Below are 13,225 nucleotides of genomic sequence, written 5' to 3' on the forward strand. Positions count from 1 at the left end.
AAGGTTGAATTCCCGCGGTACCACCCTTCTTCGTGATCAAATCGATCACCTCATGAACGGAATATCCGTTCTTTTCCTAACGAGTGCATTGGGATGCACCCGGCCAATCCTACTCGCTGTCCGCTTTCGAAAAGGCACTCGGAGGCGAGTTCATCCTTGGTGATAACGCCGGTTTTCAGCTCCCCCGGCTCTCTGGAGTTATCTTAACCAAAGATTACTAATCCTCTTCATCGTTTTCATCTATAAATTTTTACATTCAATTCTTCTACGAAAATTTATGTTTGAGCCTTATAATACGCTGATTTTTCAAAAGTGTCAACACCATTTTTATGAATTATTTGATTATTTTTATGAAACAGTTTTTTTGGTAACGTTTACAAACTCATTATTTCAACATTTTATAATACAATGAAAATTTTTTATGCTCTAAATTGAAATAAATATCGATTCCAAGCCATTAGGCAAAATGTGCGTAATATTTTATTTAAATTAATTTGAATAGCCAACGTTTTCAACAAATGCGGCAAAAGAAAAAACATCCATTTTATTCGAAATTACACCAGTTTTTCTTAAAGGCTCGGCAACCCGAACACTTCAGAAAGAGGGCTGTAATCTGTTTTAATCAGTAATGCAGCATATGTATGTTCTAAAACCTTGAACGTTATTCGATTTTAAATAAAAGCCCTTCACTTGAAACGAGCAATTTCGGAAGAAGGAAAAAAGACAAAGTATGTTGTATAAAAAATATTTGGAACAATATATGGTGGAGGAGATTATATGATGAACAAACAAAAGCTTGAATCTTTCTGTCTCAAACTTCCCGGTTCTGTTCATGATTACCAAATTGATTGGGAAGCAGACCGATATAAAGTGGGAGGCAAAATATTTGCGATTATAGGATGTGATTCTGAAGGAAAGCCAATCATCACGTTAAAATGTGATCCGCATCATTCTGAACAATTAAGAGAAAATTACGATGGCGTCATTCCAGGCTACTATATGAACAAAAATCATTGGATCTCAATATATTTTAACACGAACATCCCGGAGGAAATTTTGGAAAACCTGATTTTTCGTTCCTACGAACTTGTTTTTCAAAAATTGCCGAAGAAAATACAAAAGCAAATAAAACTGCAATAACTTAGGAAATAATGACATTGCTGTTTTGGGCGTCACTTATTAGATGTGAACTCCTCCTCAGTGAAAAGCCTCAAATCTTTTTAAATGGAGCTTAGAATTGGATTTGCATCCACGGATTTCGCTTATACACATGCTAGTCTTTTACATAGAAACCATAGGCCTGCAGCAATAAATTTTTAAACATTGAAACGATAAAAAGCAGAGCAAGCTAAATCCTTACTCTGTCTAATAAACTGTATTAATTATTTTTTTAAATTACTAATTGTTCTAAAGCATGTTCATTGTATTTATTAAGATCTACAATATCAAACCCGATAAAATGTTCAAACTCTTTATCAGAAAAGCAAAAATTAATTCCTTTATATTGGAATTTATTTTTTACTTCTTGTTCTGACAGACGAAACGAAAAGGTATTACCATTTTTCTTATATATTTTCTCTGCCCCAGCTAATTTAGATAATTGATGGGCTGCAGGTCCAAAAAAATTCAATCCCCACAATCCTTTCATGATGATCAATATCAAGCACTAAAAATTCATTAACTTCTAATTCCTCGGTACATTCAATATCATATGGAAAATCTGCAGGGAAAATATATAAATAGGCTAATTTAGCTTCATTGTCATACGTTATTCTAGGTTCCATTTTATCTTTTACCTCGTTATCTTTTTTCATGAACAAGAGGCACAACATTCAAACTATAATTTTTCTTAATAACATTATAACATCTTTTTTCTTCGTCATAATAAAAATCAACCTTCTAAAACGCTCCACTTTTAAAAAGCGATCGAATTCTTGACCGCTTCACTAAGCACTTTAAAAGGTTGATTTGATGGGCTTTATCGTTATAAAAATGGCGTCCCAGGAGAGATTCGAACTCCCGACCGACGGCTTAGAAGGCCGCTGCTCTATCCAGCTGAGCTACTGGGACATCGGATAATTTTTTATAATTTTTTCGAAAGACAATGTTTATTATAATTTCATGCTAAAAGTATGTCAACTACTTTTTTAAAAAATTTTTTGAGGGAGAAAAATTCTCCCTCAATGAAGAGTGGTTAAGCAAATTGGAATTTAGTGGACAAGTTTGAAATTTTCTCTCCATGAAGATTGTAAAAATCTACAATTGCTTGGCCATTCATCAATTCTAGTATAGCATAAGTTTTTTCATTTCTCATCCTCGGAAGGAAAATACTTCCTGGATTAATAAACAATGTCCCGTCTACAAGCTCGACTCCGGCTATATGCGAATGGCCGAAACAAACAATGTTTGCTTGCGCTTCCTCTGCACGATATTTTAATTTCATTAAAGTCGTTTTGACAGAATATAAATGGCCATGGGTGATAAAAAAGCGATAGGTTCCAATTGTTTCAATGATTTCATTCGGGAAGTTTCCAAGGAAATCGCAATTTCCTTTCACGATCAACATATCTTGAATTTGTTCCGCTCCATCATTCAGCTCTGAATCACCGCAATGGATGATTGCTTCTACTTCGTTTATATGCCTTTTCTTAATTTCCACAAGCTCATCCGTAAGACCGTGACTATCACTTATAATTAAAACTTTCACGATTAGCCTCTCCCCAATCGCCTATTAATTTTTCTAGTTTCTTCAAAGCTTTTGCACGATGGCTGATTTCGTTTTTTTCGAACTGCTTGAGTTGAGCCATCGTTTTTTCTTTGCCTTCCACAAGAAAAATAGGGTCATATCCAAAGCCATTGTCACCGCAAGGTTCAGTTGTAATTTGTCCTTCACACACACCTTCCACCGTCATCGTTTCACGTCCTGGAGCAGCAAACGCCAAAACACATATGAACCTTGCTTTTCGATTTTCAACGCCTTCCATTTTTTTTAAAACCTTTTGAATATTTTTTTGATCATCTTTTTCATTTCCTGCATATCGGGCCGAATAAACCCCCGGTTCGCCATTTAAAGCATCAATCGAAAGCCCGGAATCATCTGCAACAACGGGTTTATTAAGCAATTGGCTGATTGTCTCCGCTTTTAGAACAGCATTTTCATAAAAAGTTTGGCCGGTTTCTTCAACATCTGGCAAATTCGGATAATCCAACAGTGACTTGACCTGTATTCCTTTTTTTTCTAACATCGCGCGAAATTCTTCGATTTTCCCTTTGTTTTTGGTGGCGATCACCAATTCTTTCATGAGCATCCCTCTTCCCGCTGATCCCTGTTATTGATAATTTTTGCAGTCCATTCCCCTAATGCCGCTTTTTGTTTTTCGATTAGTTCCAAAATTCCTTTTTCAGCATATTCCAACAGTAAGTTCAGCTCTTCTTTTGAAAACGTGGATTCTTCCCCAGTTCCCTGCAATTCAACAAAATGGCGGCTTGATGTCATAACAACATTCATATCAACTTTTGCCGCTGAGTCCTCTTCATAATTCAAATCTAAAATGACTCCGTGTTCAGGAACGATCCCTACAGACGTAGCTGCTAAAAAATCTGTTACTGGATATGTATCTAGTACACCGTCATTGAATAATTTACCGAGAGCGAGATTTATTGCAACATAAGAACCTGTTATGGAAGCCGTTCTCGTTCCCCCGTCCGCTTGAATTACATCGCAATCAATCCATAATGTTCTTTCACCCAGTTTCTCCAAATCAACAACTGCACGCAAGCTTCTTCCAATCAGCCGTTGAATTTCCATTGTCCTTCCGGAGATTTTTCCTTTTGATGCCTCCCGGACCGTTCTTTGAGCCGTTGCACGCGGAAGCATGGAATATTCTGCGGTAATCCATCCTTTCCCTTCACCTCTCATAAAAGGAGGGACACGGTCTTCTACACTTGCGCTGCATATCACTTTTGTATCTCCAACCGTTATTAAAACAGACCCTTCCGGATGCTTCAAATAATCCGTTACTATTGTGACTTCTCTTAACTCATCTTGATTTCTGCCATCAAGGCGCATTGTTTTCCCTCCTACCAACTGCAATGTACGAAAACATGAAAGAAGAGGCAGCTATCATGCTCGCCTCTAAAGTCTCATTCTTATAGTATATCAAAAATAGATGTTTAAAAACTACCTGTGTTTACATTTTCAGGTCTTGACACTGGCTCTGACAAACTTTTTCCATCTTCATTCACAAGGTCTTGCTTGCCGTTCACTTTTAGTGCTACTTTTTCTATTCCTTCCTGCTCCGTCAATGTAAGCACAAGGGAGTTTATAACATGATTGGAAACGATCTTTTTCTCCTCATCATAGCTTCCATAAATCGCTTCGTTGAAGTTTAAAGTGACTTGACCGTCTTCATATTTTGGCTTTTCAATCAGCTTCACTTCAGACTGAAACTCGCTTAATAATCCGCTTGAACGGTCTGGACCTTCAACTAATGCGTTAACAGCAGCTACGACTTCGTCTTTTTCTTCATTGCTGATCCTCTTTGTCACGGGAACATAATATACGTTATCCCCTTCCTCCCCAATATAATACACGGTTAGAGGATGAGTATCCGTAATATCAACAGCATCGCTCGTATCAATATTGATGCCGTCTTTTCTAGTCGTTCCTTCGCCGATTGGGGTTCCGTTTACTGGCATTTCTTTCAGTTCATGGCCGTTCACCCAGAGCTTTACTTTATTAATATTTTTAAATTGGGTTAATGTCCATGTAATTGCCTGCAAAATTTTTTCTTCATCTTCCGGCTTGTAGTTAGTAAATTCATTTGAGAAATCTACAATAGCCGTTCCGTCTTTAATATCTACTCCTTTAACAACTGTATCTTCCGGCAATACCGCACGGAACCCGTTCGGGAGAATGTTTGAAACAGGCCCTCCAGCCACTAAATATTCAACGGCTTGTTTGGCTACTTCCTTCGTGTTAGGCAGCTCCAATGTTTGTGGAACGACCATTCCGTTTTTGTCAATTAAATACAGAACTCTTTTCACCGTTTCCTTTGAGGATTCCTCTTTGTCGGACGTTGATTTCGCTGAGTCTAATTGTTGATCAAGCTGATCCCCGTCCTCCAAATAGGTAATATCCTGCGGCGGATCTATTTCTTGTTTTGAACTCTTGCTTCCAAATGAAGAACACCCTGAAAGCAAAACAAAAGTAGCCAAAACTGCTGCTGTCACATTCACCCATCTGTTTTTTGGCATAACAATCCCTCCTAAGGCAGTTTGTACTACTATGTATACGAGCATTGAAAAAAAATAGACCAGCTCCAACCAAAAATTCAATGGACAAAAAAACAGCTTGCTCATTTAGAGCAAACTGTTTTCGTTAAAGTTATACTTTCTACATGATCAATGTGATGACCGAACCATTTTGAAGCAATCTTTTGAAACATTTGTTTCGACCCAGTAGTTAAAAATTTGTGGTTTTTATTGCCATCCTCTTGGTTTAAACAATGATGAAAGGATAAAATAGCGCTCACTTCCCGGGCTGTTTCATCTCCCGAGGTGATTATTTTTACGTCTTTCCCGATATATTTTTGAATTAAAGGCCGTAATAGAGGATAATGTGTGCATCCTAAAATAAGCGTATCAATTCTCTTTCCTTTAAAAGGAAGTAAAGATTCTGCAACAATATATTCCGCCCGTTCACCTTCAAATTCGCCGCTTTCTACTAACGGCACAAACTCAGGGCAAGCGAGACTTTCCACAATAACAGAGCTGTTAATCGTTTTGAGCGCACGAACGTACGCGCCGCTCGATATAGTTCCTTTTGTTCCGATCACACCAATATGGCCTGAGCGTGTAGCATTTATGGCAGCTCTTGCCCCTGGTTGAATTACACCAATCACAGGGATATCAAGTTGTTCTTGAATTTCTTTTAATACAACTGCTGTTGCAGTATTACAAGCAATGACAAGCATTTTGATATGAAAGTTTGAAATTAAATAGTTGGTCAGCTCCCATGTAAATTGTCGAATTTCCATTTTCGGCCTCGGGCCGTACGGACATCGGGCGGTATCACCCAAATAAATTAATTCTTCTTTTGGAAGCTGCCTCATCAACTCTTTAACAACAGTTAATCCACCAACACCTGAATCAATAACTCCAATTGGTCTATTCAAAAAATCGCCTCTATTCTTTCATTTCTTGTTGCAATTTTGCTAATAGCTTTTCCAATTGAACAATTTCTTGATCCGAGAAGTTTTTCAAAACTTCTCTTAAATATTCTTGCCGCTTCGCTAATGCAGCCTCGATAACGCGTTGTCCATTTTCAAGCAATTGAATCCTGACTAATCGACGATCCTTTTCGTCTTTCACCCTTTTAACAAGGTTGTTTTTTTCCATTCGATCCATTAAATCCGTGATCGTGCTGCATGCAAGATACATTTTATTTGAAAGTTCTCCAATTGTCATGTTTCCTGATTCATTCAATAACAGAAGCGCGTCAAATTGCGGAGGAGTAATCGAGTAGTTGCTTAAAATATCACGGCCCTTCTTTTTTAAAATCGCAGCTATGCAGCGGAGGGATTTTTCTATTTCTTCAACAGTATTGAAAACGTACGTCATAACGGGGAACCCTTTCTTTCAAGATTAACAAATAAGATCAAATCTATTTTCCATTTTTTTATGTAAAATTTCAAGCATAGCCGTATTTTTCCAAAATGTGGAAAGACGAATTTTTTCAAAAAGTCACAAGCCTTTTTAAGAGGCCAATGATTCATAGAAAAAGAGTAAAACAAACTCTTTCCTTATCAATCTAAAAAAGGCAGCCGACGGCGAAGTTCCACTAAGGCTGCCTCTTCTGTTTAAAGCTTTAGTTCTCCCATACGAAGAAGTTCTACGACTGCTTGTGAGCGCCCTTTCACACCTAATTTTTGCATAGCATTTGAAATATGGTTCCGCACCGTCTTTTCGCTTATGAAAAGTTCACTGGCTATTTCTCTTGTAGTCTTATCTTGCACTAATAACTCAAATACTTCTCTCTCTCTCTTTGTTAGCAGCGGCTTTGGCTGAAAATCCTTCTCATTCAAGTATTGTAACCCTCCTTGCAGATGAGAGCCAGTCGACAGGATGGATTTAAAAATTGTCACCATATAGTATGATCGCAAAAAGATGACCGTGACAAGATTCATAAAAGAAAGGTGCATTTTAGGCGAAAAGAAGCTTTTTTACGTTAAAGGGACTCGTTTGAAGGAGGAAATGTTCGAGAAAGATTCAACCGTTTCTAAAATTAGGGGCTGTCCGATAAGTCCCTAAAATGAAGCAAGTGGAGAAAAACAATTCGTTTCTCTCCACTTGCTTTTATATTTTTTCGATTTTTATCTGAAAGTAGCTGGCGGATACCGGCTACTTTCAGTATGTTGTGGGCTAATGCCACAATCCCAAACTCAACATGTACCTTGTCGAGGCCCCGCAAAGAAAATCTGCGGAACGACCGATTGCCCTTGATGTGACCGAACACACTTTCTGCCTCGACTTTGCGTCGAGCGTAGATGGCGGCTTTCTCTTCACATTCAAGGGCTGTTTTGGCCTTTGCTTTCATTTCTTCGAAGATGGGATTCCAGTGAACTTGACGATTTCCCTTCGCTTTTGTGCATTTCGCTTTCAATGGGCAATCGGTACAATCTTCACATTCGTATATTTTGAAGCTTTGTTCATAGCCAGATGGATTCTTTTTGTTTTGGTATTTTTTAAACGTTACTCTCCTTCCATTCGGGCAAATAAAACAATCATCCTCTTCACAATAGGTCCAGTTTTTGGCATTTTTAATGTCTTTTTTGTATGTACGTGTTTGTTCTTTTACATAGCTCCCATAAGGAATTAGAAACTCAAAACGGGGCTCTTTCTCATCACCAACTGCATATACATAGTTTTCTTCACTACCATAGCCTGCATCCGCAATGACCGTTTTGGGCATCGGTAATGAACTGGAGGCTAGCTTCTCCATATGTGGGATAAAGCAACGTGTATCGGTCGGTCGTTGATGAATGGTATAAAACAAGATAAACTGATTCTCTGTCCCCATTTGCACGTTGTATCCGGGCTTGAGCTGACCGTTTTTCATATGGTCTTCTTTCATGCGCATGAAGGTTGCGTCTTTGTCTGTTTTCGAGTAGCTGTTACGGTCACCGAACATTTCCTTTTGTTCTTTGTATCTTGCCATTCGGGGCAGGAAATCTTCCCGAATTTGTTTCACCGATTTCTTTAATTGACTGCGTTTTTTTCGCTTCTCTTTCCGAATGGATGTATCGGTCTCCTTTTCGATTTCTTCCGTTAGCGTTTCAACTTTTTCTTCTATTTCTTTTGCGATTTCCTCCATGTTTTGTTCGGTGATCTCTGTATGTTGATCGCTTTCCTTTTGCCCTGTTCCGGCTTCTAATTGGGTTAATTCATGAATGTGCTTTAGTGTTTCTTGGATTTTTTCTTTTAATTTCTCTTCGAATTTCAAAGTGGATTTTTTCCACACAAAAGAATACTTATTGGCATTGGCTTCGATCTTAGTGCCATCCAAAAAGTAGTTTTCCATCGTGATGTAATGTTCTTTTATCAATTTGAGAATCATGACTTCAAAGAGCTCATCCATGAAAGCTTTCATCCGTTCCCCTCGGAACTCATTAATGGTGCGAAAATCTGGTTGTTGCATCGCTGAAAGCCACATGGCAGGAATATTTTCTTTAACGAGTTTTTCGATTCCTCGGCAGGAATAAACCTTTTGAGAATAAGCATACAGAATGATTTTCAGCATCATTTTGGGATGATAGGAACTTCTGCCGCCGCCTTTATAATGAGAAAACAATTGTTTATCTGGTATCGCCTCCACCATTTCGTCCACGACACGTGCCACGTGATGTTCGGGTATAAGAGATTCAATATCATAAATCATTTGAACTTGACGGTTGTCATATGGTTTGAAAGTAGGGGCTAAATTTCTTTTGGCAGGAGTTTTTTCTTCTTTTCCATCTAGAGGAAGTGTCATTTGTGTGTTATAATTTTCACGAGTAATCATTTGATTGCTCATAAAAAATCGTCCTTTCTGTAATGTTGTGTGGTAACTTCATTTTACTAGAAAGGACGATTTTTTTGTGCATTTTTTTTAAAAAGTGAAAAAATGAGGGGCTCCAAAAAGTCAGTTACCCTGACTTTTTGGACAGCCCCTTTTTCACAATATACATCAGCTGTCAATATAGTCGCTTCCGAACATTTTACGAAATGCATGGACAGTTGTTTCTCTATTTAATGCCGCAATCGATGTTGTAAGCGGAATTCCTTTTGGACAAGATTGAACGCAGTTTTGGGAATTTCCGCAGTTCGCAAGTCCGCCGTCGCCCATGATGGCTTCCAAGCGTTCTGATTTATGCATCGCGCCTGTCGGATGAGCGTTAAACAAACGCACTTGTGATAATGGCGCTGGACCGATGAAGTTCGATTTGCTGTTTACGTTTGGACAAGCTTCAAGACATACGCCGCACGTCATACATTTTGAAAGCTCATATGCCCATTGGCGTTTTTTCTCAGGCATTCTTGGTCCTGGTCCTAAGTCATACGTACCGTCAATTGGTATCCATGCTTTTACTTTTTTCAAAGAGTCGAACATGCGGCTGCGGTCTACTTGAAGATCGCGAATAACCGGGAATGTGCGCATCGGCTCGAGACGAATAGGCTGTTCCAGCTGATCAATCAGCGCTGTACATGATTGACGCGGTTTCCCGTTAATGACCATTGAACAAGCACCGCATACTTCCTCTAAACAGTTCATATCCCATGTTACTGGCGTTGTTTTTTCTCCTTTGGCATTAACAGGGTTACGGCGAATTTCCATTAAGGCCGAAATAACGTTCATATTCGGACGATATGGCACTTCAAATTCTTCTTGATATGGTTCTGTGTCTGGTCGATCCTGTCTGGTGATAATAAACCGCACTGTTTTTTCACTCATTGTTTACTCCCCCTTTTCTCCCAGCTTTTTTAATGTTTCTTCGTATAGTCACGCACACGAGGCTTAATGAGTGATACATCAACATCTTCATAGTGGAACTTAGGAGCTTCCTTCAGGCCGGCAAACGTTGCCATAGTTGTTTTGAGCCACTCTTCATCATTTCGTTCTGGAAATTCTGGTTTATAGTGAGCACCTCGGCTTTCATTACGGTTATAAGCTCCAAGCGTAATAACCCGAGCCAACACAAGCATGTTTCTCAACTGGCGAGTAAAGCTTGCGCCTTGGTTGCTCCATTTCGCAGTATCGTTAATATTAATTCTTTCCCAACGTTCCATAAGCTCTTGAATTTTTTCATCTGTTTTTAGAAGTTTATCATTGTAGCGCACGACTGTAACATTATCGGTCATCCATTCACCAAGCTCTTTATGAAGAACGTAAGCATTTTCGTTTCCATCCATTTTCAGGATTTCGTCCCATTTGCTTTGTTCTTCTTTTACGCGTGCATCATATAATGTGGATGGTAAATCGTCAGCTGATTTTTCCAATCCATTCATATATTCAACAGCTTTTGGTCCTGCAACCATACCACCGTAAATTGCAGAAAGCAATGAGTTTGCTCCAAGCCGGTTCGCACCATGCTGAGAGTAATCGCATTCACCAGCTGCAAACAAACCAGGGATGTTTGTCATTTGATCGTAATCGATCCATAGACCTCCCATAGAATAATGGACGGCAGGGAAAATTTTCATCGGCACTTTTCTTGGATCTTCACCCATGAATTTTTCATAAATTTCGATAATACCGCCTAGTTTAATATCAAGCTCTTTTGGATCTTTATGAGAAAGATCAAGATATACCATGTTTTCGCCATTAATGCCTAATTTCAAGTCTACACATACATGGAATATTTCTCTCGTTGCAATATCACGAGGAACAAGGTTTCCATATGCCGGATATTTTTCTTCAAGGAAATACCATGGTTTTCCGTCTTTATATGTCCAAATTCTTCCGCCTTCGCCGCGTGCAGACTCGCTCATTAATCGAAGCTTGTCATCTCCAGGGATGGCTGTCGGATGAATTTGTATAAATTCCCCGTTTGCATAATAAGCTCCTTGCTGATAAACGATAGAAGCAGCCGATCCCGTATTAATCACAGAGTTTGTTGATTTACCAAAGATAATTCCAGGTCCTCCTGTCGCCATTATTACGGCATTCGAACGGAAAGCTTGAATCTCCATTGATTTTAAATCTTGAGCAACGATGCCGCGGCAGCGTCCTTCATCATCTTGTATGATTCCTAAAAACTCCCAGCCTTCATATTTCGTCACAAGACCTGCTACTTCGTGACGTCGAACTTGCTCGTCCAATGCATATAAAAGCTGTTGTCCAGTTGTTGCTCCGGCAAACGCTGTCCGGTGATGCTGTGTTCCTCCAAAACGACGGAAATCCAACAATCCTTCTGGTGTACGGTTAAACATAACACCCATGCGATCTAAAAGGTTAATAATTCCCGGTGCTGCTTCACACATCGCTTTAACCGGTGGCTGGTTAGCCAAAAAGTCTCCGCCATAAATCGTATCATCAAAATGGATCCACGGAGAGTCTCCTTCTCCTTTTGTATTTACCGCCCCGTTGATCCCTCCTTGAGCACATACTGAATGGGAACGTTTTACAGGTACTAACGAGAATAAGTCAACAGACACCCCGGCTTCCGCAGCCTTTATAGTTGCCATTAAGCCAGCCAAGCCGCCGCCGACAACAATTAATTTTCCTTTACTCATTTTTTCGCCCACTCCCTTGAACGCAATTTAGTTAGATTAGACAAACGCAAAAATGGCACGAAGACCTACGATTGAAAGCAACACAAAAATACCTATTGTCACATAAGTTGAGACTAGCTGAGATTTTGGAGTAACCGTAATTCCCCAGCTGACTGCAAAAGACCATAGACCGTTGGAAAAATGGAAAATCGCTGAAAGAACGCCTACTATGTAAAGCACTAAACTAACAGGATTGCTTAAAATGGATTCCATCATATCAAAATTAACTTCAGCCCCAAACATCGCGGCAATACGAGTTTCCCATACATGCCATGCAATAAAAACAAGGGTAATAATACCAGTTACACGTTGAAGCAGGAACATCCAATTGCGGAAATAGCCAAAGCGACCTACATTGCTTTTTGCTGTGAAAGCAATATAAATCCCATAAATGGCGTGGTATAACAGAGGAAGGAAAATAACGAAAATTTCCAGAAAATAGCGGAATGGTAAATTTTCCATAAAATGCGCTGCGTTGTTAAATGCTTCTTCGCCCCTTGTGGCGAAATGGTTGACAGTCAGGTGTTGAATTAAAAATACGCCAATCGGTACAACACCTAAAAGTGAATGTAGTCTGCGGTTTGCAAATTCTCTGTTACCAGACATATGCGTTTACCCCCTAATCTTAATAAATTAAAAGATTTCTTAAAATCTCCTGCTCCCCCTGCTTGGCATGTAAAAATCCGCCGACAAAATATGACGAAATCTTAAAATAATAGGACAAATTCATTGTACTCCCATAAAGTAGTACCGTCAAGAAAACGTCTACAAAGTATTATTCAGTAAAATCATTTTTTCTGATCGGAAAATAGAATATTTCCCGTATCCGAAATTGATTTTATAAACTCTTTCATCTTATGTGAAAGCTGATATAATATAATTGTTCGCTAGAAAGAGGGGAAACGATTGAAAGAGCTGTCATATCACGATCAATTAAAAGAATTAGAAGAAATAACCTTACATCCTTTTAGCGTTTTGCTGCTTCGCGACTATTTACTTCCTGAACTTCTAGGAAAAGAGCATCATTCCATTTTGTATTGGGCAGGCAAACAGCTAGCTCGAAAAATTCAATTATCTACGTTAGAAGAACTTATATCTTTTTTTTCATCAGCCGGATGGGGCGATCTTCATATTATTCGCCAGAAAAAAAACGAAATGGAATTTGAATTAACAGGCCAATTGATCGAAAAAAGGATGAAGCTTTTCAAAGATTTATCCTTCCAACTAGAAGCAGGATTTATCGCGCAGCAAATCGAATGTATGAACGGTGTCGTCACAGAAGCGTATGAACAGATAAACAAACGCTTAAACAAAGTTATTTTCATTGTAAAATGGGATGAAAAAGATAAAATTTAACAGAATGAAAGGGCAGTAGGAGGATTTAAAAGCTTCCTCCTATTTGTTTTATTACATC

15 protein-coding genes, 1 tRNA gene and 1 other annotated feature (1 of these 17 cut by a window edge) are annotated in these 13,225 nt (G+C 38.9%); of the genes, 2 read left to right on the forward strand and 14 right to left on the reverse strand.

Going from position 1 to position 13,225, the window contains the following annotated elements:
• Window positions 1–240 (reverse strand) — a binding site (T-box leader) (it extends 12 nt beyond the left edge of the window).
• Between the two features lie 540 nt (window positions 241–780).
• Entirely contained in the window at window positions 781–1,140 is a 360-nt protein-coding gene (locus NST97_RS07760) for an MmcQ/YjbR family DNA-binding protein (protein WP_063387491.1), read from the forward strand.
• 250 nt (window positions 1,141–1,390) lie between these two features.
• On the opposite strand, the gene NST97_RS19230 is transcribed toward NST97_RS07760, so the two are convergent.
• The 14 genes from NST97_RS19230 to NST97_RS07825 form a co-directional block, all read right to left on the reverse strand.
• Window positions 1,391–1,630 carry a hypothetical protein gene (locus NST97_RS19230; protein WP_445684583.1) on the reverse strand — a complete coding sequence of 80 codons (240 nt, stop codon included), beginning with the start codon at window positions 1,628–1,630 and terminating at the stop codon, window positions 1,391–1,393.
• On the reverse strand, window positions 1,593–1,784 hold the full coding sequence (locus NST97_RS19235; protein WP_445206682.1) for a DUF2283 domain-containing protein: 192 nt from the start codon (window positions 1,782–1,784) through the stop codon (window positions 1,593–1,595). The genes NST97_RS19230 and NST97_RS19235 overlap by 38 nt, the downstream gene beginning before the upstream one ends.
• Before the next feature lie 209 nt (window positions 1,785–1,993).
• Window positions 1,994–2,070 (reverse strand) — tRNA-Arg (locus NST97_RS07770).
• Between the two features lie 124 nt (window positions 2,071–2,194).
• Window positions 2,195–2,707 carry a metallophosphoesterase family protein gene (locus tag NST97_RS07775; RefSeq protein ID WP_063387452.1) on the reverse strand — a complete coding sequence of 171 codons (513 nt, stop codon included), beginning with the start codon at window positions 2,705–2,707 and terminating at the stop codon, window positions 2,195–2,197.
• Entirely contained in the window at window positions 2,685–3,302 is a 618-nt protein-coding gene (locus tag NST97_RS07780) for an XTP/dITP diphosphatase (RefSeq protein WP_341343089.1), read from the reverse strand. The genes NST97_RS07775 and NST97_RS07780 overlap by 23 nt, the downstream gene beginning before the upstream one ends.
• Window positions 3,299–4,069 (reverse strand): ribonuclease PH, encoded by a 771-nt coding sequence (gene rph / locus NST97_RS07785; protein ID WP_063387450.1) that lies wholly within the window; start codon window positions 4,067–4,069, stop codon window positions 3,299–3,301. The genes NST97_RS07780 and rph overlap by 4 nt, the downstream gene beginning before the upstream one ends.
• 104 nt (window positions 4,070–4,173) lie before the next feature.
• Window positions 4,174–5,256 (reverse strand): GerMN domain-containing protein, encoded by a 1,083-nt coding sequence (locus tag NST97_RS07790; RefSeq protein WP_144597666.1) that lies wholly within the window; start codon window positions 5,254–5,256, stop codon window positions 4,174–4,176.
• A 101-nt stretch (window positions 5,257–5,357) separates the two neighbouring features.
• On the reverse strand, window positions 5,358–6,176 hold the full coding sequence (gene racE / locus NST97_RS07795; protein WP_339196991.1) for a glutamate racemase: 819 nt from the start codon (window positions 6,174–6,176) through the stop codon (window positions 5,358–5,360).
• A gap of 10 nt (window positions 6,177–6,186) precedes the next feature.
• The gene (locus NST97_RS07800; protein WP_339193195.1) at window positions 6,187–6,621 is read right to left on the reverse strand and encodes a MarR family winged helix-turn-helix transcriptional regulator; all 435 of its coding nucleotides are present in this window, start codon (window positions 6,619–6,621) and stop codon (window positions 6,187–6,189) included.
• Between the two features lie 239 nt (window positions 6,622–6,860).
• The gene (locus NST97_RS07805; RefSeq protein WP_063387446.1) at window positions 6,861–7,085 is read right to left on the reverse strand and encodes a helix-turn-helix domain-containing protein; all 225 of its coding nucleotides are present in this window, start codon (window positions 7,083–7,085) and stop codon (window positions 6,861–6,863) included.
• Window positions 7,086–7,285: 200 nt separating this feature from the next.
• On the reverse strand, window positions 7,286–9,073 hold the full coding sequence (locus NST97_RS07810; protein ID WP_327859295.1) for an IS1182 family transposase: 1,788 nt from the start codon (window positions 9,071–9,073) through the stop codon (window positions 7,286–7,288).
• A gap of 153 nt (window positions 9,074–9,226) precedes the next feature.
• Entirely contained in the window at window positions 9,227–9,991 is a 765-nt protein-coding gene (gene sdhB, locus NST97_RS07815) for a succinate dehydrogenase iron-sulfur subunit (protein ID WP_339196994.1), read from the reverse strand.
• 29 nt (window positions 9,992–10,020) lie between these two features.
• Window positions 10,021–11,772 (reverse strand): succinate dehydrogenase flavoprotein subunit, encoded by a 1,752-nt coding sequence (gene sdhA / locus NST97_RS07820; protein WP_066247775.1) that lies wholly within the window; start codon window positions 11,770–11,772, stop codon window positions 10,021–10,023.
• A gap of 36 nt (window positions 11,773–11,808) precedes the next feature.
• Entirely contained in the window at window positions 11,809–12,417 is a 609-nt protein-coding gene (locus NST97_RS07825) for a succinate dehydrogenase cytochrome b558 subunit (protein WP_339196997.1), read from the reverse strand.
• 300 nt (window positions 12,418–12,717) lie between these two features.
• Here NST97_RS07825 and NST97_RS07830 point away from each other — a divergent pair, with 300 nt between their 5' ends.
• On the forward strand, window positions 12,718–13,167 hold the full coding sequence (locus NST97_RS07830; protein ID WP_232515579.1) for a YslB family protein: 450 nt from the start codon (window positions 12,718–12,720) through the stop codon (window positions 13,165–13,167).
• Window positions 13,168–13,225: the final 58 nt, after the last annotated feature.

Origin of the sequence: Aeribacillus sp. FSL K6-1305, from assembly GCF_038050115.1 — a bacterium.
GTDB lineage: Bacteria > Bacillota > Bacilli > Bacillales > Aeribacillaceae > Aeribacillus > Aeribacillus composti.